Below are 23,061 nucleotides of genomic sequence, written 5' to 3' on the forward strand. Positions count from 1 at the left end.
CGGATCAACAGTAAGACATTCCTTGATATGGAGATGTCTAATGTCAGATTCGATTATACGCCTGCAAAGCGCAACGGTTGACGTGGTGATCAAAGCCCGCCCTTTCGCCGAAATTATCTACTGGGGGCCGCATTTAAGCCACTTTTCGCCGCAGGATGCCGACAGCCTGACGCGACCGGTCGCCAATGGCCGCCTCGATGTCGATTCCCCGGTCACTTTAATGGCGGAACTGGGCCATGGTCTGTTTGGCGCGCCGGGCATTGAAGGCCATCGCCAGGGGCTGGATGCCTCGCCGATTTTCGCCACCAGCAAAGTGCGGCACGAGGGCCAGACGCTAACCCTGGTCAGCGAAGACCCGCATGCCGGCCTGCGTTTGTACAGCGAGATCGCATTGGATGCCAGCGGTGTGTTGAGCGTGCGCCATGGCGTGACCAATCTGCGCGTCAGCCCATGGCAGGTGGATCGCCTGGCGGTCACGCTGCCGGTCGCCGAACGCGCTCGTGAGGTAATGGCTTTCCATGGCCGCTGGATCCGCGAGTTTCAGCCTCACCGCCTGACCCTGGAGCACGACAGCTTTGTGCTGGAGAACCGCCGCGGGCGCACCTCTCACGAACATTTCCCGGCCCTGATCACCGGCAGCCACGCCTTTAGCGAGATGCAGGGTGAAGTCTGGGGCGTGCATCTGGCCTGGAGCGGTAATCATCGCCTGCGGGCGGAGGTGAAAACCGATGGCCGCCGCTATCTGCAGGCCGAGGCGCTCTATCTGCCGGGCGAAATGGCGCTGGCAGAAGGGGAAACCTTGTGGACGCCTTACCTGTATGCCAGCTACTCGGCGAACGGGCTGAACGGCATGAGCCAGCAGTTCCATCGTTATCTGCGCGAACGGATTATTCGCTTCCCGGGCAACAAGCCGCGCCCGGTGCATCTCAACACCTGGGAGGGGATCTATTTCGACCACGATCCGGACTACATCATGCGCATGGCGGATGAAGCGGCGGCCCTGGGCGTGGAGCGTTTTATCATTGACGACGGCTGGTTTAAAGGACGCAACGACGACTGGGCGGCGCTCGGCGACTGGTATCTCGATGAGAAAAAATACCCCCACGGCCTGACGCCGGTTATCAACCACGTGAAATCGCTGGGGATGGAGTTCGGTATCTGGGTGGAGCCTGAGATGATTAACCCGGATTCCGATCTGTATCGGGCACACCCTGATTGGGTGCTGGCGCTTCCGGGCTATACGCCGCTTCCCGGGCGTCATCAGTTTGTCCTGAACCTGAATATTCCGGAAGCCTTTGATTATCTGCTGGAGCGGATGAGCTGGCTGCTGGGCGAACATGCGGTGGACTACGTGAAATGGGATATGAACCGCGAGCTGGTGCAGCCGGGCCATAACGGCAAAGCCGCCGCCGATGCGCAGACTCGCCAGTTCTACCGCCTGCTGGATACGCTGGTGGCCCGCTTCCCGCATATTGAATTTGAATCCTGCTCCTCCGGCGGCGGTCGTATCGATTATGAAGTCCTCAAGCGCAGCCATCGCTTCTGGGCTTCTGACAACAATGACGCCCTTGAGCGCAACACCATCCAGCGCGGCATGAGCTACTTCTTCCCGCCGGAGGTGATGGGCGCGCATATCGGTAATCGCCACTGTCATGCCACCTTCCGCCAGCACAGTATCGCCTTCCGCGGCCTGACGGCGCTGTTCGGTCATATGGGGCTTGAGCTGGATCCGGTGAGCGCCGATGAAGAAGAGCGCGCCGGGTATAGGAAATACGCGGCTCTGCATAAGCAGTGGCGCGACGTGATCCATCACGGCGTGCAGTGGCGGATGGATATGCCGGACGCCACCACCCTTGCTCATGGCGTCGTCAGCCCGGATAAAGCGCAGGCGATTTTCCTCGTCAGCCAGCTGGCGATGCCGGACTACACCCTGATGGCGCCGCTGCGCCTGGCGGGGCTGGAGGCGAGCGCCCGCTATCAGGTGACGCTCCTCGATCATCCGAACATTCAGATCACCGGCGAGGGCGGCCACACCATGCGGAAGCTGCCGGCATGGATGACGACGCCGCAGACGGTGAGCGGTGAGTGGCTACAGCAGGCGGGGCTGGCGCTGCCCATCCTCGACCCGGAAAGCGCCATTCTGATTGGCCTGCAACGCGTGTGATGGTATCGGGCCGCGTCGCGGCCCTTCTTGAGGAAAATATAATGAACCCGACCGTCTGTACCCACAAAAACAACCCCAACTTCTGGATTTTCGGGCTGTTCTTCTTTCTCTACTTCTTCATCATGGCCACCTGCTTTCCGTTTCTGCCGATCTGGCTGTCGGATGTTATCGGCCTGAATAAAACTGAAACCGGCCTCGTTTTCTCCAGCCTGTCGCTGTTCGCCATCTGTTTCCAGCCGGTTCTCGGGGTGATCTCAGACAAGCTGGGGCTGAAAAAACATCTGATGTGGATCGTGACCGTTCTGCTGGTGCTGATTGCTCCCTTCTTCCTCTATGTTTTCGCGCCGCTGCTGAAAACCAACATCTGGCTCGGGGCGCTGAGCGGCGGCGCCTATATCGGCTTTGTATTCTCCGCAGGCGCCGGCGCGATGGAGGCCTATATCGAACGGGTAAGCCGCAACAGCGGGTTTGAATACGGCAAGGCGCGCACCTTTGGTTGTCTGGGATGGGCGCTGTGCGCCACCACCGCCGGCATGCTGTTCAGCATTAATCCCGAATGGGTGTTCTGGATGGGGTCGGCCGCCGCGCTGCTGCTGGTGGTGCTGGTGGCTATCGCCAAACCGCAGGCCAGTCAGTCCGCGCAGGTAATGGACTCGCTCGGCGCCAATCGCCCGGCGATCGATTTAAAAACGGCGGTGCGCATGTTCCGTCAGCGGAAGATGTGGATGTTTATTCTGTATGTTATCGGCGTAGCCTGCGTGTATGACGTTTTCGATCAGCAGTTCGCCACCTTCTTCAAATCGTTCTTTGCGACCCCGGAAGCAGGCACCCGTGCCTTTGGTTTCGCCACCACCGCGGGAGAAATATGTAACGCCATCATTATGTTCAGCTCGCCGTGGATTATTAACCGCATCGGAGCGAAGAATACCCTGCTGATCGCCGGGATGGTGATGGCGGCCAGAATGATTGGCTCTTCCTTCGCCACCACCGCCGCGGAAGTGGTGGCGCTGAAGATGCTCCATGCGCTGGAAGTGCCGTTCCTGCTGGTGGGCGCCTTTAAATACATCACCGGCGTGTTTGATGTCCGGCTGTCGGCGACCATTTATCTGGTGGGCTTCCAGTTCGCCAAACAGGTGGCGGCGATCTTCCTCTCCGCCTTCGCCGGCAATATGTATGATCGGATCGGCTTCCAGGAGACCTATATGATCCTCGGCGGAATAGCCCTGACGGTCACCTTAATATCCGCGTTTACGTTAGCGGGCAAGGCGAAAAGTGAGCCGCTGCGCGATAATGCGATGACCGTTTAATTATCAACATTCCGTGGCACAGGGTGGTGCCTGACAGAGAAGGAAGATGTCATGATGGATATGAAAAAACGTATGAACAGCGGTGAGCTTTACCTGGATGCAGGATATGGCTTGCCGGAGCAGCGGCTGATGGGTAAAGCGCGGGCCTATGAATATAATCATTCGCATCCGTTTAATCAGGAATTGCGCAACGATATTATTCAGCGCATGTTCGCGAAAGTCGGCGAACAATGCTGGATAGAGCCGCCGATCAATATTGCCTATGGGATCCATACGACGATTGGTGATAATTTTTATGCCAATTTTAACCTCACGCTGGTCGACGATGCGGACATTATCATCGGCAATAACGTCATGTTTGCGCCAAATGTCACTATCTCCACCGCCGGGCATCCCATCCACCCCGCGCTGCGCCATACGCATCAACAATTTTCATTACCGGTAGTGATTGAAGATGGGGTCTGGTTAGGCACGGGGGTGATTATTAATCCCGGGGTAACGATTGGCCAGAATTCAGTCATAGGCGCGGGCAGTGTGGTAAATCGCTCTATACCGGCGAATGTGGTTGCCGCTGGCGTACCTTGCCGGGTATTAAGAGAAATTACCGATGCGGATAAAGACAAATACGCACTTTTCCCCGGATGATGGACGAGAGAAACAGGGGAGCGTAAAGGATCGTGTCCCCTGTTTTGCATTATCGCCGTTGAACCGGCCTCCAGCCCGCATAGGGGGAGGCCGGGGAAAGTACTCTCCGGCGTCGCGGGGTTTCACGCCAGATAAAACACTTCTTTGAGCTCCGCGCTCAGCGGGCTGTTGTCCGGGTTGCTGGGCATCACCTCGCGCATGTATTTCCACCAGCGCTGGCACACTTCCGTGCTGGCGACCGCCTCCCAGCGGGCTTCCGACTCAATCTCCACCGTGGCGAACAGCAGGTTGCGCTCTTTATCGAGATAAATGGCGTAGTGGTGCGCGCCGTGCGTTTTCAGCACCGCCTCCAGCTCCGGCCAGATGGGGTTGTGGCGACGTGCATACTCCTCGTGCGCGTCAGGGTTAACCTGCATCACAAAGGCTTTGCGGATCATAATGCCTCCAGATAGAGCTCGCGAACCTCATCGCGGCTGGCGGGGCGCGGGTTACACGGCGCGCACGGGTCGGCCAGCGCTTTATCCAGCCAGCCTTCGATATCGGCTTTGCTGACGCCAAGCTGGCTGAAGCCCTGGGGGATCCCTACGCGTTTGCTCAGCGTGCGGATGGCATTGATGGCCTCCATGCTGGCAGCCTCATCGCTCATGCCGCGGGTATCGACGCCCATCGCCTGCGCCACGCGGGCAAAGCGCGCCACCGCGTTCGGGCGGTTAAAGTTTTCGATGATCGGCAGCAGGATGGCGTTGCACACCCCGTGCGGCAGGTTGTGGGTGGCGCCAGGCTGATGGGCCAGGGCGTGTACCAGCCCGAGGCCGGCGCTGTTGAACGCCATGCCCGCCAGATACTGGCCAAAGGCCATCTGTTCGCGGGCCTGCAGATCGTGTCCCTCCTCTACCGCTTTTGGCAGCCACAGGTTGATCAGGCGGATGGCCTCGAGGGCGTTGGCGTCGGTGAGGGGATGGGCGCCAACGGAGACAAAGGCCTCGATGGCGTGGGTCAGGGCGTCCATGCCGGTGGCGGCGGTAACGGCTGGTGGGATGTCGAGCATCACGCTGGCGTCGTCGACGGCGATATCCGGGATCAGGTTCGGGTCGATAATCACCTCTTTTACCTGACGCTCGCTATCGATAATCACGGCGTTGCTGGTCATCTCCGCCGCCGTGCCGGCGGTGGTGTTGATGGCCACCAGCGGCACGCCAGCGTTTTTCACTTTGCCGACGCCGGAGTAGGCTGTGGAGGGGCCAGGGTTGGCGGTGAGGATTTTTATCGCCTTGGCGGTATCAATCGGGCTGCCGCCGCCGAAGGCGATCAGGTAATCGCAGCGGGCCGCCTGGTACGCCGCATAGCCTTGCTGCACCAGCGCTTCGGTGGGATTAGGGTACACGCCGTCAAACAGCTGATAAGCCATCTGCTGTTCATCCAGCGCGGAAAACAGACTGTCCAGCAGGCCCAGCTTCACCAGTTGACCGTCGGTGACGATCAGCGCCTTGCCCCACTGTTTGCCCGCTACCAGCTTGACCATATCACCGATAGCGCCTGCGCCGTGGAGGCTGATTTTAGGTAGTGCCAACATAAAACTCATGATAATTCTCCTTAATGTTGATTTTGGGAAATCCGTTTCCCCTCACCCCGCCCTTCTCCCTTGGGAGAGGGCCAGGGCGAGGGGGAAATTAACATCGTCTTCGCTGCAGCATCCGCCGGGCCATAATCGGCAGGGAGATCACCACGATCAGCATCGCGCCGATAATCACCGACATCACGATGCCGGGTACGTTCAGCAGGCTCAGGCCGAAGGTCACCAGCCCCATCAGAAAGGCGGCGATGATCACCCCGGGCATGCTGCCGGAACCGCCAAGAATATTGACGCCGCCGAGCACCGCCATGGTGACAACCGCCAGCTCCCAGCCCATCGCCAAAGTGGGGCGGGTACTGCCGAGCCGTGAGGTCAACAGGATCGCCGCCAGCCCGGCCATCAGCCCGACCAGCGCGAACAGCGCGAGGTTATGTCGCTTCACGTTGATCCCGGAGTACCAGGCGCCGGTCGGGTTATTGCCGATGGCATAGGTTCGGCGGCCAAAGTTAGTTTTATGCAGCAGGAAGGTGAAGGCGGCCGCGAGGAGGATAAACAGCGCAAACTCAAAAGAGAGCGCCCCCCACACGTACCCCTGGCCGAACCAGGCAAAGCTCTCCGGGTAGTGGTTGAGCGCCTGATCGCCCAGCAGGATATAGGTGATGCCGCGATACAGGCTCATGGTGCCGATGGTGATCACGATCGACGACAGGTTAAAACGCGTCACCAGGATACCGTTGAACAGACCGCATAGCAGACCCACGCCCAATCCGACCAATACCAGCAGCGGCGTATCCATCCCCGCCGCCGCGCAAAAGCCCATCACCGTTGAGCTGAGCGCCATCGTCGAGGCCACCGACAGATCGATTTCCCGGGCGATAATCAGCATCGCCATCGGCAGGACGACGATCGCCTTCTCGGTAAAGGTAAAGGTCGCGTCCGAGAGGTTCCAGATATTGAGGAAGTACGGGGAAGCCAGGGCGTTGCCGATAAATACCGCGAGGGTCACCGCCAGTAAAAACCCTTCCCAGCACAGCAGGCGGCGCAGCGGCGACGGCACGGCCGGGGCGTTTTTCATCTCTTCAGATACCATCATCTTGCTCATGATTTCATCCCTTGTTTCTGCCGGGCTAACGCCGCGTTACGCAGGATTAACCGCCCGTGACCGCGATTGCCGCGCTCGTTAAGCAGCACCGCCATGACGATCACTGCCCCGGAAATCGCCATTTGCCAGAACGGCGAAATGCCGATCACCGGCAGGGCATTATTGATGACCCCGAGGAACAGCGCGCCGCACAGGCAGCCCAGTACCCGTCCGCTTCCGCCCATGGTGCTGATACCGCCGATCACGCAGGCGGCGACCACCTGCAGCTCAAAGCCGTTCGCCACATCGACATAGGCGACGGCGAAGCGCGAGATCCACAGATAGCCGCAGAAGCCAGCCAGCGCGCCGGAGAGGCAGAAGCTGACGAACTGCATTTTCCCGGCGTTAATGCCGGTGTAATACGCCGCCGTCGCGTTGCCGCCCGCGGTATACAAGGCCCAGCCGGTGCGGCTGTAGCGCAGGAAGTAACCCACCAGCAGCAGCGCGGCGATGGCGCACCAGCTCAGCAGCGGCAATCCCAGGAGGGTGCTGCGCGGCAGACTGAGAAAATCAGCGCTCATCTGATGTGAGTTAACCCAGCCGCCGTCGGTCAGCAGGAAGATAATGCCGCGATAAATGCTCATGGTGCCCAAGGTCACCACGATGGCGGGAATGCCGAGGCGCCAGACCAGCAGGCCGTTAATCATCCCCATCAGCAGGCCCAGCAGGGTTGCCAGCGCCAGCAGCGCTACCACCGGAATACCCGGATTATGGGCATTGAGCAGGGCGACGATCATCCCGGTCAGCGCCAGGTTGGCGGCCATCGACAAATCGATGCCTTTGGTGAGCAGCACCATCATCTGTCCGAGGGCGAGAATGATAAGGATGGCGGTATCGTTAAACATCTCCACCAGATTACCCGGTGAAACGAACGACGGCGCCCGGCTGCCAATGGCGCCGATCATCAAAATGATGACCAGCGCCAGCAGCGCTTCGCGATGCTTCAGCCATGCGTGTCCCATCATGCTGCCTCCTGGCCGATGCCGCTGGCGGCGCTAACGATGGTTTCCGCCGTCGCTTCCCCGGCCCGGTACTCGGCGACCATCAGCCCTTCATGCATCACGATAATCCGGTCGGCCATGCCCATCACTTCCGGCAGCTCTGACGAGACCATAATCACCGCCAGCCCCTGGCTGACCAGCTCGGACATAAACTGATGCACAGCGGCTTTTGAGCCGATATCGATGCCTTTGGTCGGCTCATCGAGGATGATCACCTCGGGTTGGGTCGCCAGCCATTTGCCGATCACCACTTTCTGCTGGTTGCCGCCAGAGAGGGTCTCCACCGGCTGCCGCCAGCTGGAGGCTTTAACCTGCAGGCGCGAGGCGTACTCGTCCGCCAGCCGCCATTCCCGGGCGTCGTTCAGGACGCCGTTAGGATTGAGCTTGCTCAGCTGCGGCAGACTGATGTTCTGGGCGATAGGCAGGGCGATGATCGCCCCCTGTTTCTGTCGCTCTTCCGGTACGCAGACGATGCCCGCGCGGATGGCATCGGCGGGCTGGCGAAAGCGCATGGGGCTGCCGTTCAGTCGGATCTCGCCGGAGGAGGGATGCGTTACGCCGGAGAGCGCCTGCATCAGCTCGGTGCGTCCGGCGCCCACCAGGCCGTAAAAGCCGAGAATTTCTCCCTTGCGCAGGCTGAAGCTGATATCGGCAAACTCGGTAGGATGACAAAGATCGTTGACCTCCAGCACCGTTTCCCCTGGGGTACAGTCGACTTTCGGGTAGGTTTGGCTGATCGCCCGGCCCACCATCATCGACACCATCCGCTCTTCGGTAATATCGCTCATCATTCCGGAGCTGACGTACACCCCATCGCGCAGGATGGTGTAATAGTCGGCCAGCTCGAAAATTTCATCGAACTTATGCGAGATAAACAGGATCGCTTTGCCGTCCTGCTTCAGACGCTCAACGATGTGATAAAACTCCAGGATTTCATGCTGGGAAAGCGCGGCGGTCGGCTCATCGAGGATCACCGCCTGGGCGTCGAAAGCCAGCGCCCGGGCAATTGCCACCATGTGCCGCTGGGCGATGCTGAGCGTTTTTAACGTTGCCCGCGGGTCGATCTGGACTTCCAGCCGGGCGAGGATCTCACCAGCCCGGCGGTGCATCGCCGGCCAGTCGAGCGTTTTGAGCAGTCCCTTATACAGATACTGGCCGACGAAAATGTTTTCGCTGACCGAGAGTTCGTCAAACAGCACGGTTTCCTGGTGAATGGCGGTGATCCCTATCTTGTGCGCCGACTCCGGCGTCGGCAGATGAATGGGAATCGCTTTATAGAGGATCTCCCCCTCTTCGGGCTGATAAATACCGGTCATCACTTTGACCAGCGTGGATTTCCCCGCGCCGTTTTCGCCGATGAGGGCGGTCACTTTGCCGGGCCAGAGATCGAGCTGTACGTTCTCAAGGGCGCGCACACCGGGAAAAATCTTGGTGATCCCCTTCAGCGACAGCAGTGGTGTTGATGCTGACATGATAGTTCTCCGTAAAATCGCCCCTCACCCTAACCCTCTCCCCAAAGGGGAGAGGGAACGGTCTGGCGCCCGCAGGCCGCATTGCGCAGAGGACCAGTCTTTCCCGCTCTCCCCTGGGGAGAGGGAACGGTCCGGCGCCCGCAGGCCGCATCGCGCAGAGGGCCAGCTGTTCCCCCTCTCCCTCTGGGAGAGGGCCGGGGTGAGGGAACAAGGGTTAGAAAATTTTCGAGAACTTATCGATGTTGCTCGCATCGTAGACAAACGGCTCGGCCATCGCGCCATTCCCTTCGGCGTCCAGCTTCACTTTGCCCAGCTTGCCCATACTGGCTTCGGTTTTGGTCGCCGTGCCTTTGACTAAATCGTCGGCCAGATAGGTGGCGGCGTAACCGAGGTCAATCGGGTTCCAGATGGCGAAGCTTTTGCTGGCGCCAGACTTGATCGCGCCGGCCATTTCCGACGGCAGCCCCAGCCCGGTGACATAGACTTTGCCAATTTTTCCCTGGTCCTTCACCGCCTGCGCGGCGGCAACAATTCCCACCGATGACGGCGAAACAATGACTTTCAGATCCGGATATGATTTCAGCAGGCCCACCGCTTCGCGGTAGCTTTTATCCGACAGATCGTCACCGTAGGCGACGGTCACCAGATTGACGGACGGATACTGCGGCAGCACCTTTTTCATCTCCTCAATCCAGATATTCTGGTTAGTGGAGGTCGGGGTGGCGCTTAACACCGCCACATCCCCCTTCTCCACGTTCAGCGCCTTCAGCGCATCGGCGGCGAGCTTGACGTTGGTCTCGCCAATTAAGGCGTTATTGGAAGGATTAAGATGGATCTGGCGGCCTGCCGGCGCCACGCCGGAGTCCCAGGAAACCACTTTGATGCCGCGCTGCATCGCTTTTTTCAGCACCGGCACCACCGCGTCCGGATCGTTGGCGGAAATGGCGATCGCATCCACCCCCTGGGCGATCAACCCGTTCAGCACATCGATCTGCGCTTCGGCGGTGGTGGTGGTCGGGCCGGTGTAGATCACTTTGACATCACCTAACTCTTTGGCGGCCTGTTGGGCGCCAACGTTGGCGGCTTCGAAGAAGCCATTTCCCAGCGATTTCGCCACGAGGGCGATTTTAACTTCTGCTAAGGCGGAACCGGACAACGCCAGGGCGGCAACGGTGAGGATCAAGCTTGTCTTTGTTTTCATTGCTTTTACTCCACATGAGTCAGTTTTGTAGGGTTTGCAGGTGAGGCTTCGCCCCGTCTCGGTGAGCGGGGCGCGATGTTGTTATGGATAAAGATCTAACGCGGACTGCAGCGGCTGGACGTTGAAGCGTTTGCCAAGAGCGATAAGCTCTTCGCGAGTGATGGTCTGCTTCATCCCGCCCATGGACAGGACTTTCACCAGCACTTCGGCGGACTTCTCGGCAGTGTCGATCAGGCCGAAGGTCTCATCCAGGGTTGGGCCGCTGCCGAAGACGCCGTGGAACGGCCACAGCACCAGCGAGTGTTTTTGCATGGTTTCCGCAGTCGCCTGGCCGATTTCATCGGTGCCTGGCACCATCCACGGCAGAATGCCGACGCCATCCGGGAAGACCACCAGACATTCGGTGCTACCTTCCCACAGCTTGCGGGTGAACAGATCGCTGTGGTTCTCCAGGACGTAGGTCAGGGCGATCAGATTGGTGGCATGACAGTGCATGATCACCCGGTCCTTGCCGTCGGTCAGTTTGATGCGCTCGCTGTGCGACAGGAAGTGTGCCGGCAGCTCGGAGGTCGGCACCGCATCCTCCGTCAGACCCCACAGGATATGGTATCCCGCGCCGTCGCTGTCGACTTTCACCACGCCAAGGTTAGCGGCCGGGTCGAGCTGGACATTACGGAAGAATTTGCCGGAACCGGTGACGATAAACGGCTGATTGGCCAGGGTTGGCATCGGCTGGCTGAGGGCGATATAGCGGGGTTTAGCGTGGAAATCCGCCGCGTAAGGTTCGATATCCGCCTCATCCAGACGCAGCGTCAGGTTGCCGCCGTTGCGCTCGTCCCAGCCTTTCAGCCAGGCGTCGGAGGTGGCTTTGATCATGCCCTGGACGAACCAGGCGTCGATAATGGTCTGCATAGTCTTGTCTTTCCTGTTAATTCGGTGGGGGTAGCCCCTCACCCTAACCCTCTCCCCACAGGGGAGAGGGAACGGTTCGGTGCGCTCTGGCAACATCGCGCAGTTCGTAGCCCGGGTAAGGCGTCAGCCGCGACCCGGGGAAGCCCGTGTATTACCCGCGCTGGCTCAGAACCGCATTCTCATAAGCCCGCACGTTGTCCAGCCACTGGCTGCCCGCCGGCGTGTCGTGACGCTGGCAGTACATCTCCCAGATGGCCTGCCACGGCAGGGTTTTTTGCTCTTCGAGTAGCGCCAGGCGGGCGGTGTAATCGCCGTCGTTCTCCAGCTGGCGCAGCTGGTTGGTCGGTTCCAGCAGGGCGCGCAGCAGCGCTTTTTTCATATTGCGGGTACCAATCACCCAGGCCGCGATGCGGTTGATGGAGGCATCGAAGAAGTCGAGGCCGATGTGCACGCGGTCAAACAGGTTATGGCGAATGATTTCGCTGGCGATGGCCTGAGTCTCATCATCCAGCAGCACCACGTGGTCGCTGTCCCAGCGCACCGGGCGGCTGACGTGCAGCAGCAGGCGCGGGATGTAGAGCATGGCGGCGGAGATCTTGTCGGAGATGACCTCCGTCGGGTGGAAGTGGCCGGCATCCAGGCACAGCGCCGTCTGGCGGCTGGTGGCGTAGCCCATATAGAACTCGTTGGAGCCGACGGTGTAGCTTTCGGCGCCGATACCGAACAGCTTGCTCTCGACGGCGTCAATGTGGTGCGCCGGGTCGAATTTTTCGCTGATGACTTCATCCAGCGCGTTCAGCAGCCGCTGGCGCGGCGCGAAGCGGTCAACGGTAATGTCCTTCATGCCGTCCGGCACCCAGATATTCATCACTGACGGGGTGCCCAGCTGCTCGCCAAAATAAGCGGATACGCGGCGGCTGGCTTTGCAGTGGTCGATCCAGAACTGGCGGATCTCATCGTTGGCATGCGACAGGGTAAAGCCGTCGGCGCTCAGCGGATGCGAGAAGCAGGAGGGGTTGAAATCCAGCCCCAGTTTGTTGGCTTTCGCCCACTCGACCCAGTTTTTAAAGTGCTCCGGCTTTATCTCATTGCGCGCCACCGGCGCGTCGGCTTCCAGATAAATAGCGTGCAGGTTGAGACGTTTTGGCCCCGGAATCAGGCTCAGCGCCTGCTCAAGGTCGGCGCGTAGCTCCTGAGCATTGCGCGCTTTGCCCGGGTAATTGCCGGTGGCCTGGATGCCGCCGGTCAGGCTTCCCGCCGGGTTTTCGAAACCGGCGACGTCGTCACCCTGCCAGCAGTGCATGGAGACGGGCAGACGGTCCAGCTGGCGCAGGGCCTCCTCGACATCCACGCCGACGGCGGCGTAGCGCTGCTTAGCAATTTCCCAGGCTTGTTCAAGTTGAGTGGTCATGCGCAAAGCTCCTTGGTCTGTTGTGGCTGAAACTGCGCCACGAAACGGGCAATTTCACTATCAGGATTGGGGGTAAAGGCGGTGAGGGACGCATTGCCGCGCACCACCTGACGAAACTCATCGACGCTGGCCAGCTCGTCGAGGGTCATTAACTGGATGCCGATATTGCCGAGGGTGGAGGCCTCTGTCGGGCCGGCCACGACGGCGATCCCGCAGGCGTCGGCGCACAGCTGGTTGAGCAGTTCGTTCTGGCAGCCGCCGCCGACGATATGCAGCTGGCTGAAGGGCTGGCCGCGCAGCGCCGCCAGCTCGTTAAGCACCCGGGCGTAGAGCAGCGCCAGGCTGTCGAAAATGCAGCGCGCCAGTTCGGCGTCGCTGTGAGGAACCGGCTGGCCGGATCCGCGGCAGGCGGCCTGGATCTCGGCGCTCATACTGGCCGGGTTGATAAAGCGGTCGTCATTGCAGTCAATGATGAAGCGACACGCCGGCAGCGCGGCAGTGCGGGCGATCAGCCCCTGCAGGTCGCTGACGTTTTGTTCTTTCAGCACCCGCTGCAGCAGCCACAGGCCCATGATATTTTTCAGCACCCGATAGCGGCCTTCGGCTCCGCCTTCGTTGGTGATATTGGCCTGCAGCGCCGCGTCGCAGGTGTAAGGGGTCAGGCTTTCAAACCCCATCAGCGACCAGGTGCCGGAGGAGAGATAGGCGGCGTGGCGGTCGGCCAGCGGGGAGGCGATCACCGCGCTGGCGGTGTCGTGACTGGCGACGGCGACCACCGGAATACGGTTGCCTTGCGGGCAGATCCAGTGGCCTGTCACATTGCCGGGATGCGTCGGGGTGCCAAACCACTCGCGCGGCGCGCCGGTCCAGTTCAGCAGCGTCTCATCCCAGTTATCGCTGTGGATGTTGACCAGCTGGGTGGTGGTGGCGTTGGTATATTCCCAGTTCAGATTGCCGGTCAGGCGGAAGCTGAAATAGTCGGGGATCAGCAGGGCATGGGCGGCCTGACTGACCAGCTCCGGCTGCTGTTCCACCAGGGCGCGCAGCTGATAAAGGGTGTTAAACGGCAGAAACTGAATGCCACTGCGGCGATAGATCTCCGCCCGGCCCAGCTGTTCTTCAGCGTGACGTAGCAGGCCCTGGGTGCGATCGTCACGATAGGAGACCGGCAGCCCGACGCGCTGACCCTGCTTATCCAGCAGGACATAATCCACGCCCCAGGTATCGATGCCGATGCTGTCGATCAGGATGCCCTGCTCACACACTTTCTCCAGCCCGCGGCGGATCTCGCCTTCGAGGCTATCGAGATCCCAGCAGTCGAAGCCATCCACCTTCTGCAGGCTGTTGGTGAAGCGATGAATTTCACGCAGCGTCAGGGCGCGCGGCCCGGACTGATAGCTGGCGAGCATGACCCGCCCGCTGGAGGCGCCTAAATCGACGGCGACACAATGACGAATACTCATGGAAAGACCCTTCTTAAAATCATTGTCCGCAGTCTAAAAAAGGGCGCTGACTCACACCTTCTCGCTACGGACAGCCGAAACTGGCCGCTGGCAAGAAAGCAAAGGTGACCGTGAGGAAAATCACAAATTGCGGTTTTGGGCGGTGGTGAGGAGGATGTGATGGGGTCCGCAGTTCCGCATCTTTCCGGCTGATTCTTGAAAAAGCGGCAGGATTTACGAATTTTGCGGTCAAAAATTGAAGGCCGGATAGCCAACCCTTCATTACTATCAGCCGGTGACTGATAATTTTTCTCATTACGAGGGTGGCATCATGACCATATTGCACAGTACGGATTTCTTTAAGGCCGGGATCTCGACGGTGGCTATTGAACCCCGCCTCCCTCAGTCGGCCTTTCCTGAGCATCACCATGATTTTCATGAAATTGTCATCGTGGAGCAGGGTACGGGCATTCACGTCTTCAATGGCCAGCCCTATACCATCGGCGGCGGCTCGGTCTGCTTTATTCGCGATCACGACCGGCATCTTTACGAGCACACGGACAATCTGTGTCTGACCAACGTGCTTTATCGCGCGCCGGATGCGTTTCGGTTTCTCGCCGGGGTCAGCCAGCTGTTGCCCCAGGAGCAGGAGGGCAACTACCCGTCGCACTGGCGGGTGAACCAGACGGTTCTGCAGCAGGTGCGGCATATCGTGGCGCAGATGGAGGCCATGGGGAGCGAAACGGATACCCATGCCGTCGCCAGCCGTGAGATCCTGTTTATGCAGCTATTGGTGCTGCTGCGGAAAAGCAGCCTTGCGGAAGAGGCCACCAACAACGATGCGCGGCTGAATCAGCTGCTGGCCTGGCTGGAAGACCATTTTGCGCAGGAGATCTGCTGGGAGGAGGTGGCGGCGCAGTTTTCGCTATCGCTGCGTACACTACACCGCCAGCTGAAGCAGCAGACCGGCCTGACGCCGCAGCGCTATCTCAATCGGGTGCGCCTGATGAAAGCCCGCCACCTGCTGCGCCACAGCGATGAAAGCGTGACGGATATCGCCTATCGCTGCGGATTCGGCGACAGTAACCACTTTTCGACGCTTTTTCGCCGCGAGTTTTCCTGGTCGCCGCGCGATATCCGCCAGGGGCGCGACGCTATTCTTCAGTAACGCGAGAGGAGTCAACGTATTGCGGAGAAAAAACGCGAATAATGCGCCGTTATCCGCGTTGGGAGTGTGAGCCGTGGCCGGTTTGATTCTACGTAAAGAGGAATTTTTCCCTTCCGCCACGCAGGCGGTGGCGGTGGCTGACCGCTATCCGCAAAACGTCTTTGCTGAACACACCCATGAGTTCTGCGAGCTGGTGCTGGTGTGGCGGGGCAACGGGCTGCATGTTCTCAACGACCGTCCCTGGCGCATTACCCGCGGCGATCTGTTCTATATTCGCGCCGAAGATAAACACTCCTATGCTTCCGTTAACGATCTGGTTCTGCAGAACATCATCTATTGCCCGGAGCGGCTGCAGCTCAATTTCGACTGGGCGGGGGCGATCCCTGGCCTCTTCGGCACCCCGTGGAAGCCCCACTGGCGCATGGGCAGCACCGGTATGGCGCAGGCGCGTCAGGTGATTAGTCAGCTTGAGCATGAGTGTTCCCGGCACGATGCGCAGGGGAATGCGATGGCCGAGCTGTTGTTTGCTCAGCTGGCGCTGACCCTCCAGCGGCATCGCTACGCGACGGATAACCTGGCGGCGACGCAGCGCGAAGCGCTGTTGGACAAACTGCTGGCCGCGCTGGCGGCCAGCCTGAGCCGCCCCTTTGTCCTGGAGCGTTTCTGCGAGCAGGAGGGTGGCAGCGAGCGGGCGCTACGTCAGCAGTTTCGCCAGCAAACCGGGATGACCATCAATCACTATTTACGCCAGCTGCGGATCTGCCATGCGCAGTATCTGTTGCAGCATACCGAGCGCTTAATCGGCGATATCGCCATGCAGTGCGGCTTTGAGGACAGTAACTACTTTTCGGTGGTGTTCAGCCGGGAAATCGGCATGTCGCCGGGGCAGTGGCGGCAGCGCAGTCGCGCCGCCGCCTGAAGCGCGTCTTTGTCAGGCAAATGCTCCGGTGCTTAACGGGCCATTCCCAGACCGACGATGTTGGCGGCGATGATGATCACCACGCAGCCGAGGCTCAGGACGCTCACCGGACGACGACCGGCGTTGTTCCACTCCTTCAGCACCAGACCCACCAGACCGCCGCACAGTACGTAGAAGCTCATGTGCAGCATCCAGCTCATATAGTCATACTGCGCCGGAATGCTGGCGTGGCCCCAGGCATAGAAGAAGAACTGGAGATACCACATCAGGCCGCCGAGGGCGGAAAGCAGCAGGTTGCTGATGATGAGGGGTTTGGCCAGCGAGAAATCGGCTTTGACGGACAGGCTCTTCACTTTTGCCAAACGAATAAAGCAGAAGCCAAGGTTAACCAGCGCCCCGCCGCCCATAATCACCACGTAGCTTGGCAGCGCCGCATATAACGGGTCGACGCCGAGCGCCGCGGCGGCATCATGCATCGGTTTGGCGGCGTTCATCGCGAACGACATCCCTGCCGAGAAGATACCGCACATCACCGCCAGCAGAAGCCCTCTCTTCAGATTGAACTCTTCGGCTTTGATGCCCATTTTGCGCTCTTTCAGCTGGCCCGCGCGGGTGACGATGCCAACGCCAACCACTGCCACCAGCACGCCGAGCAGCGTCATTTGACCGCCCTGGGTGTGCATCAGCACCGAAAACTGACCGTTAATAATCGGCGTCATCAGCGTACCGACAATCAGCGTGATGCCAATGGCGATGCCAATCCCCATCGACATGCCGAGATAGCGCATGGTCAGGCCATAGTTGATATTACCGATACCCCACATGGCGCCGAACAGAAAGACCGGCAGCAGCGTGGAGGCGTTAAAGGAACGGTAGTAGGCCCAGAAATCGGGTAACAGCGTGGCGCTGATGGCCCAGGGCAGGATCAGCCAGGAGACGATCCCCCCGACCGACCACATGGTTTCCCACGACCAGTGTTTTACTTTCTTGAACGGGGCATAGAAACAGGCGGCACTGGCGGCCCCTATCAAATGCCAAAAAATACCCATCGTAATCGCGTGATTCATTGATTTTATCCTCATCTTTTTTTATCGGAGACGGCGGCTTCCGATGCGATGAGTGTAAAAATTAGCCGCTTTGGCCGCCTTCAGGACGTTGCCACAGGATGGCGAACTCTGGCAACCATGGGCTTAATTAGTTGTTCTACATCACAAAACGGCGGGTATTTCTTCTGGTTATATCCATATGAAAAATACGGCATTGATAAGCATTTTCAATACCATTTAATTAACTATAATGGACAAACTGCTTACGCGGCGTTAACACTTGAGCCGCTCGACAATAATGGAGATGATTATGAGCTATACCCTGCCATCCCTGCCGTACGCTTACGATGCTCTGGAACCGCACTTCGACAAGCAGACGATGGAGATCCATCACACCAAACACCATCAGACCTACGTGAACAATGCCAACGCCGCGCTGGAAAGCCTGCCGGAGTTCGCTAACCTGTCCGCTGAAGAGCTGATCACCAAGCTGGATCAGCTGCCGGCTGACAAAAAAACCGTACTGCGTAACAACGCCGGCGGCCACGCGAACCATAGCCTGTTCTGGAAAGGCCTGAAAACCGGTACCACCCTGCAGGGCGACCTGAAAGCGGCTATCGAGCGCGATTTCGGCTCTGTGGACAACTTCAAAGCGGAATTTGAAAAAGCCGCTGCTACCCGTTTCGGTTCCGGCTGGGCGTGGCTGGTCCTGAAAGGTGACAAACTGGCCGTTGTCTCCACCGCTAACCAGGATTCTCCGCTGATGGGCGAAGCCATTTCCGGCGCTTCTGGCTTCCCGATCCTGGGTCTGGACGTGTGGGAACACGCTTACTACCTGAAATTCCAGAACCGTCGCCCGGACTACATCAAAGCCTTCTGGGATGTGGTGAACTGGGACGAAGCTGCAGCGCGTTTTGCCGCCAAAAAATAAGGTTGCAATGTGCTAAGAGAGAAGCGAGTCTGATGGCTCGCTTTTTTTATATCGGTAGCAAGGAGAGCAGAGATGCATTATCCGGTGAATGTCTTTGTCGGCAAAATCAGGGACTACACGGGCAGTCGTCCCAGCGCGATCGGCAAAATCCAGGTTGACGGCGAGTTGCAGCTCGGCGATCTCGGTCTCGAAGGGGATGAGCAGGCGGAGAAGAAAATACACGGCGGGCCGGACCGCGCGCTGTGTCACTATCCGCGCGAACACTATGCCGACTGGATCCGTGAATTCCCCCAGCAGGCCGATCGGTTCTGCGCCCCGGCGTTCGGCGAAAACCTCTCCACCACCGGGCTCACCGAACAAAACGTCTACATTGGCGATATCTTTCGCTGGGGCGAGGCGCTGATCCAGGTCACCCAGCCGCGCTCTCCGTGCTTCAAGCTCAACTTTCATTTTTCGATCAATGACATGGCTCAGCTGATGCAAAACAGCGGGAAGACCGGCTGGTTGTATCGGGTGATCGCCGGGGGGAAAGCCTCCAGCGATGCGCCGCTCGAGCTGGTCTCTCGCCTGAGTGAGGTCAGCGTCCATGAGGCCGGGGCGATTGCCTGGCATATGCCGTTTGATGACGATCAGTACCACCGCTTATTGTCGGCCGCGGGCCTGTCGGTGAGCTGGAGCAGAACCATGCAGAAGCGCCGTTTAAGCGGCAAGATCGAAGATAATTCACGGAGATTATGGGGGAAATAATTCCCCCATATTGAGTATTTCCGGGGATGCTCCCGGCTTAGCGTAGCGCAAGCCGGGATAGCATCAGGTGCGCTTATACAGCGGCAGCCAGAGGGTTAAGCGCAGACCGCCCAGCGGGCTGTCGTCGGCCTTCACCCAGCCACGGTGCTGCTGAATAGCGGTTTCGACAATCGCCAGCCCCAGGCCGGTGCCGCCGGACTCGCGGTCGCGCGCCTCGTCGGTCCGGTAGAATGGCCGGAAAATCTGCTCGCGATCCTCCGGACTGACTCCCGGGCCGTCGTCATCGACGTTAACCGTAATCCCGTCTTTATCCACCGAGAAGCTGACGGAAATCTTCGTGTGCGAGTAGCGCAGGGCGTTGCGGACGATGTTCTCCAGCGCGCTTTCCAGCGCATTGGGGTTACCGTACAGCGGCCACGGGCCCGGAGGATACTCAACGGTGAAGGATTTACCCATCTGCTCGGCTTCAAACGCCGCGTTGTCCAGCACTTCGCTCCACAGCTGATTGGCTTTGACCGTCTCGCTCACCAGGGCGTTTTTCGCCTGATTGCGCGACATCACCAGCAGGTCGTTGATCATGCTGTCCAGCCGGTGCGCTTCAGTTTCGATGCGCTCCAGCTCCTTGCTCTCACCGCTGCGGCGGCGCAGCAGGGCGGTACCCAACTGCAGGCGCGTAAGCGGCGTGCGCAGCTCGTGCGAGATATCGGACAGTAGCCGTTGCTGGCTGGTCATCATCCGCTCCAGGGCCGTCACCATCTGGTTAAAGCTGGCGCCGGCGGCTAAAAACTCCTGCGGTCCAGCTTCCAGCTCCGGATGCTGCCGCAGGTTGCCCTGGGCGACCTCGTCGGCGGCATTTTTCAGCTTACGCGCTGGTTTCGCCAGGCTCCACGCCAGCCACAGCAGCAGCGGGGCGCTAACCAGCATTGTGACGATCAGCAGCAGCAGCGGCCGGTCAAACAGCAGGTTGATAAAGTCGGATTGTGAGGTGCTGGCGGGACGGATCAGATACAGCTGATAGTTATCCTCCCCATCCCTGACGGAGAACGGGCCCACCATTTCCAGGCGGCCATAGCGTTTTTTCTGCGGATGATCGGCGTTATCGGCCTGGCCGATAAAGTTGCGAATGATCTGCATCTCGTTGCGTTCTGCGCCGATCACGCGGCCTTCGCTGGTCACCAGCAGCAGGCGTTGCCCAGGAGGCGCCCATTTATCGATGGCGCGAAACAGACGACGCCACCACATCAGGTCGTTTGGCGGATCGTTGGCCAGCTCGGCCTCGACGTGCTGCTCGATCATGATGCCTTGACGCTGCTCGCTTTCCAGCAGCTCGGTCATCTGCCGGGAGTCCAGTTTGGGCAACATCAGCACCAGCATCAACACCAGCGCCAGCGTGAGCCAGAAGATGGCGAAGATGCGTGCAGTCAAACTTCCAATCATGAAGCGGAAACCATCAGATACCCGCGGCCACGCAGCGTTTTAAACCACGGATGGCCATCTTTGCGCTCCGGCAGCTTACGCCGCAGGTTGGAAATATGCATATCGATAGCGCGGTCGAACGGCGTCAGGCGCTTGCCTAACACTTCCTGGCTTAAATGTTCGCGTGACACCACCTGGCCGAGATGCTGCGCTAACAGATAGAGCAGGGTGAACTCGGTGCCGGTGAGCTCCAGCGTCTGGCCATCGAAATTGGCTTCCTGACGGCCCGGATTGAGGCTTAAGGCATCCACTTCCAGGGTCGGCGAACCGGCTTCGGTCGTCTGCTGCTGTTCGCTCCAGTGGGAACGGCGCAGAATCGCGCGTATACGCGCCACCAGTTCACGATCGTTGAACGGCTTAGGCAAATAGTCATCTGCGCCCAGCTCGAGGCCGAGAACGCGATCCAGCTCGCTCCCGCGCGCTGTTAGCATGATAACCGGTGTCTGGTGTGTCTGACGCAGCTCTTTCAGCGTATCGATACCGTTTTTCTTCGGCATCATTACGTCGAGCAGCAATAAATCAATGCTGTCGTCCAGAAGGGCCAGCGCCTGTTCCCCATCATGGGCCACCAGCACGTTAAAACCTTCCATATCGAGCAGCTCTTTTAACAGGGAGGTGAGCTCCCGGTCATCATCAACTAACAGGATTTTATTCATTGTTTAAATACCTCCGAGGCAGAAATTACGTCATCAAGGCCCGCTAATCCATGACTTTACGTTGTTTTACACCCCCTGACGCATGTTTGCAGCCTGAATCGTAGACTGTCTCTCGTTGAATCGCGACACAAACGTTTTGGGAGTATGTGATGCGCAATGTTATCGCTGCCGTCATGGCCTCAACGCTGGCGCTAAGTGCAATTAGCCAGGCCGCTGAAGTCGTTACCAGCGTTAACTGGCTCCCCGGAGACGAAGGGGGACAGCGCGGTAGCCAGAGCCATATGTTTGACGGCATAAGTTTAACCGAGCAGCAACGTCAGCAGTTACGGGATCTTATGCAACGGGCACGCCACGACAGGCTCCCCGTTAATGTTAGCGAAATGGAGACAATGCATCGCCTTGTCACCGCAGAAAATTTTGATGAAAACGCTGTGCGCGCTCAGGCAGAAAAGATGGCGCAGGAACAGGTTGCTCGCCAGGTCGAGATGGCTAAGGTCCGCAACCAGATGTACCACCTGCTTACGCCAGAGCAGCAAGCGGTTTTAAATGCTAAGCACCAGCAACGTATGGATCAGTTGCGTGAGGTTGCAAGGATGCAGAAAGGCTCAGCGATGATGCTTTCGAGTAGTAGCAACACCCTGCAACCCCAGTAACAAACCCTGTTTTCCTTGCCATAGACACCATCCCTGTCTTCCCCCACATGAAGTGGGGGTTTTTTTTGCCCTTTTTTCGGCAAATCAACTTCTTCGCCTTTCCCGTGAGCGTCACAAGTTCAGGTTATACTAAGCGCAGTGCAGGAGAAGGAGCCTATATGAATCAATCTTATGGCCGGTTGGTCAGCCGCGCCGCTATCGCTGCGACAGCGATGGCCTCTGCGTTACTTTTGATCAAAATTTTTGCGTGGTGGTATACCGGTTCAGTCAGTATTCTGGCTGCGCTGGTGGATTCGCTGGTGGATATTGCCGCCTCGCTGACCAACCTGCTGGTGGTTCGCTATTCGCTGCAACCGGCTGATGAAGAACACACCTTTGGCCACGGCAAAGCGGAGTCGCTGGCGGCGCTGGCGCAAAGCATGTTTATCTCCGGCTCGGCGCTGTTCCTGTTTCTCACCGGTATTCAGCACCTGGTGCGTCCGGAGCCGCTGCAGGCCGCCGGCGTCGGGGTCGTTGTGACGCTGATCGCTCTCGTCAGCACGCTGGCGCTGGTGACTTTCCAGCGCTGGGTGGTGCGAAAAACCCAGAGCCAGGCGGTGCGGGCGGATATGCTTCATTATCAGTCTGATGTTATGATGAACGGCGCCATTCTGGTGGCGCTGGGCCTATCCTGGTACGGCTGGCATCGCGCCGATGCGTTGTTTGCCTTAGGAATTGGCATCTATATTTTATATAGCGCGCTGCGGATGGGCTATGAGGCGGTTCAGTCGTTACTCGACCGCGCTTTGCCTGACGAGGAGCGTCAGGACATTATCACCATCGTGACCGCATGGCCCGGCATCCGCGGGGCGCACGATCTACGAACGCGGCAGTCAGGGCCGACCCGCTTTATTCAGATTCATTTGGAAATGGAAGATAACCTCCCGCTGGTGCAAGCCCACGTGATTGCAGACCAGGTGGAGCAGGCGATTCTGCGCCGTTTCCCGGGATCCGATGTCATTATCCATCAGGATCCCAGTTCTGTGGTGCCAGCGGCGCAGCAGGGCTTTTTTGAGCGTTAGGTTATAGTCTGTAAACTCGATGTAAAAATGTGGGTCAGCTCGGCATTTTTTGTATAAATTACCGCCGTTTGGTCTGACCTGAATCAATTCAGCTTGAAGCGTTTGATATACTATTGTCATTAGCGTCGTGCACTC

At 59.0% G+C, this 23,061-nt stretch carries 21 protein-coding genes; 9 read left to right on the plus strand and 12 right to left on the minus strand.

What is annotated here, in order from left to right; genetic code table 11:
* Positions 1-40 precede the first annotated feature (40 nt).
* Genes ACQUTI_RS22975 through ACQUTI_RS22985 form a run of 3 tightly spaced genes read left to right on the plus strand, consistent with a single transcriptional unit; the run spans position 41 to position 4,116 of the window.
* Positions 41-2,164: an alpha-galactosidase gene (locus ACQUTI_RS22975; protein ID WP_004203653.1), complete on the plus strand. Its 2,124-nt coding sequence runs from the start codon at positions 41-43 to the stop codon at positions 2,162-2,164.
* Positions 2,165-2,205: 41 nt separating this feature from the next.
* Entirely contained in the window at positions 2,206-3,471 is a 1,266-nt protein-coding gene (locus ACQUTI_RS22980) for an MFS transporter (RefSeq protein WP_004203654.1), read from the plus strand.
* A 51-nt stretch (positions 3,472-3,522) separates the two neighbouring features.
* On the plus strand, positions 3,523-4,116 hold the full coding sequence (locus ACQUTI_RS22985; RefSeq protein ID WP_017899831.1) for a maltose acetyltransferase domain-containing protein: 594 nt from the start codon (positions 3,523-3,525) through the stop codon (positions 4,114-4,116).
* 122 nt (positions 4,117-4,238) lie between these two features.
* On the opposite strand, the gene rhaM is transcribed toward ACQUTI_RS22985, so the two are convergent.
* From rhaM to rhaB, 9 genes are all read right to left on the minus strand, one after another.
* Positions 4,239-4,553, minus strand: a complete 315-nt coding sequence (gene rhaM / locus ACQUTI_RS22990; protein ID WP_017899830.1) for an L-rhamnose mutarotase — start codon at positions 4,551-4,553, stop codon at positions 4,239-4,241.
* Positions 4,550-5,698 (minus strand): lactaldehyde reductase, encoded by a 1,149-nt coding sequence (gene fucO, locus ACQUTI_RS22995; protein WP_049116372.1) that lies wholly within the window; start codon positions 5,696-5,698, stop codon positions 4,550-4,552. The genes rhaM and fucO overlap by 4 nt, the downstream gene beginning before the upstream one ends.
* 88 nt (positions 5,699-5,786) lie before the next feature.
* Positions 5,787-6,791: an ABC transporter permease gene (locus tag ACQUTI_RS23000; RefSeq protein ID WP_032455459.1), complete on the minus strand. Its 1,005-nt coding sequence runs from the start codon at positions 6,789-6,791 to the stop codon at positions 5,787-5,789.
* Positions 6,788-7,795, minus strand: coding sequence for an ABC transporter permease (locus ACQUTI_RS23005; protein WP_428923378.1), 1,008 nt, complete (start codon positions 7,793-7,795; stop codon positions 6,788-6,790). Before ACQUTI_RS23005 ends, ACQUTI_RS23000 begins: the two co-directional genes overlap by 4 nt.
* Positions 7,792-9,303 (minus strand): sugar ABC transporter ATP-binding protein, encoded by a 1,512-nt coding sequence (locus ACQUTI_RS23010; protein WP_122542747.1) that lies wholly within the window; start codon positions 9,301-9,303, stop codon positions 7,792-7,794. The genes ACQUTI_RS23005 and ACQUTI_RS23010 overlap by 4 nt, the downstream gene beginning before the upstream one ends.
* Before the next feature lie 214 nt (positions 9,304-9,517).
* The gene (rhaS, locus tag ACQUTI_RS23015; protein ID WP_004203661.1) at positions 9,518-10,504 is read right to left on the minus strand and encodes a rhamnose ABC transporter substrate-binding protein; all 987 of its coding nucleotides are present in this window, start codon (positions 10,502-10,504) and stop codon (positions 9,518-9,520) included.
* 81 nt (positions 10,505-10,585) lie between these two features.
* On the minus strand, positions 10,586-11,416 hold the full coding sequence (rhaD, locus tag ACQUTI_RS23020; RefSeq protein ID WP_004203662.1) for a rhamnulose-1-phosphate aldolase: 831 nt from the start codon (positions 11,414-11,416) through the stop codon (positions 10,586-10,588).
* 151 nt (positions 11,417-11,567) lie between these two features.
* Positions 11,568-12,827 (minus strand): L-rhamnose isomerase, encoded by a 1,260-nt coding sequence (locus tag ACQUTI_RS23025; RefSeq protein ID WP_428923379.1) that lies wholly within the window; start codon positions 12,825-12,827, stop codon positions 11,568-11,570.
* Positions 12,824-14,290: a rhamnulokinase gene (gene rhaB / locus ACQUTI_RS23030; RefSeq protein ID WP_004203664.1), complete on the minus strand. Its 1,467-nt coding sequence runs from the start codon at positions 14,288-14,290 to the stop codon at positions 12,824-12,826. Before rhaB ends, ACQUTI_RS23025 begins: the two co-directional genes overlap by 4 nt.
* Positions 14,291-14,600: 310 nt before the next feature.
* On the opposite strand from rhaB, the gene rhaS (ACQUTI_RS23035) reads away from it, so the two are divergent.
* Both rhaS (ACQUTI_RS23035) and rhaR read left to right on the plus strand, forming a co-directional pair.
* Positions 14,601-15,437: an HTH-type transcriptional activator RhaS gene (gene rhaS / locus ACQUTI_RS23035; RefSeq protein ID WP_004203665.1), complete on the plus strand. Its 837-nt coding sequence runs from the start codon at positions 14,601-14,603 to the stop codon at positions 15,435-15,437.
* A gap of 73 nt (positions 15,438-15,510) precedes the next feature.
* The gene (gene rhaR, locus ACQUTI_RS23040) at positions 15,511-16,356 is read left to right on the plus strand and encodes an HTH-type transcriptional activator RhaR (protein WP_004203666.1); all 846 of its coding nucleotides are present in this window, start codon (positions 15,511-15,513) and stop codon (positions 16,354-16,356) included.
* A 32-nt stretch (positions 16,357-16,388) separates the two neighbouring features.
* On the opposite strand, the gene rhaT is transcribed toward rhaR, so the two are convergent.
* A complete protein-coding gene (gene rhaT, locus ACQUTI_RS23045) occupies positions 16,389-17,423 on the minus strand; it encodes an L-rhamnose/proton symporter RhaT (RefSeq protein WP_004203667.1) in 1,035 nt (344 codons plus the stop codon).
* A gap of 289 nt (positions 17,424-17,712) precedes the next feature.
* On the opposite strand from rhaT, the gene sodA reads away from it, so the two are divergent.
* Together sodA and yiiM are read left to right on the plus strand one after the other, a co-directional pair.
* Positions 17,713-18,333, plus strand: a complete 621-nt coding sequence (sodA, locus tag ACQUTI_RS23050) for a superoxide dismutase [Mn] (protein WP_004203668.1) — start codon at positions 17,713-17,715, stop codon at positions 18,331-18,333.
* A gap of 72 nt (positions 18,334-18,405) precedes the next feature.
* Positions 18,406-19,080 (plus strand): 6-hydroxyaminopurine reductase, encoded by a 675-nt coding sequence (gene yiiM, locus ACQUTI_RS23055; RefSeq protein WP_064178643.1) that lies wholly within the window; start codon positions 18,406-18,408, stop codon positions 19,078-19,080.
* A gap of 63 nt (positions 19,081-19,143) precedes the next feature.
* On the opposite strand, the gene cpxA is transcribed toward yiiM, so the two are convergent.
* On the minus strand, positions 19,144-20,517 hold the full coding sequence (cpxA, locus tag ACQUTI_RS23060) for an envelope stress sensor histidine kinase CpxA (protein ID WP_004203670.1): 1,374 nt from the start codon (positions 20,515-20,517) through the stop codon (positions 19,144-19,146).
* The gene (gene cpxR, locus ACQUTI_RS23065; RefSeq protein ID WP_004203671.1) at positions 20,514-21,212 is read right to left on the minus strand and encodes an envelope stress response regulator transcription factor CpxR; all 699 of its coding nucleotides are present in this window, start codon (positions 21,210-21,212) and stop codon (positions 20,514-20,516) included. The genes cpxA and cpxR overlap by 4 nt, the downstream gene beginning before the upstream one ends.
* A gap of 149 nt (positions 21,213-21,361) precedes the next feature.
* Between cpxR and cpxP the strand changes: the two genes are divergently transcribed.
* On the plus strand, positions 21,362-21,865 hold the full coding sequence (cpxP, locus tag ACQUTI_RS23070) for a cell-envelope stress modulator CpxP (protein WP_004203672.1): 504 nt from the start codon (positions 21,362-21,364) through the stop codon (positions 21,863-21,865).
* A gap of 158 nt (positions 21,866-22,023) precedes the next feature.
* Positions 22,024-22,926: a CDF family cation-efflux transporter FieF gene (fieF, locus tag ACQUTI_RS23075; protein WP_002882907.1), complete on the plus strand. Its 903-nt coding sequence runs from the start codon at positions 22,024-22,026 to the stop codon at positions 22,924-22,926.
* Positions 22,927-23,061 lie beyond the last annotated feature (135 nt).

It is taken from the genome of Klebsiella sp. 7-CIP_Kleb., from assembly GCF_050378655.1.
Lineage (GTDB): Bacteria > Pseudomonadota > Gammaproteobacteria > Enterobacterales > Enterobacteriaceae > Klebsiella > Klebsiella quasipneumoniae.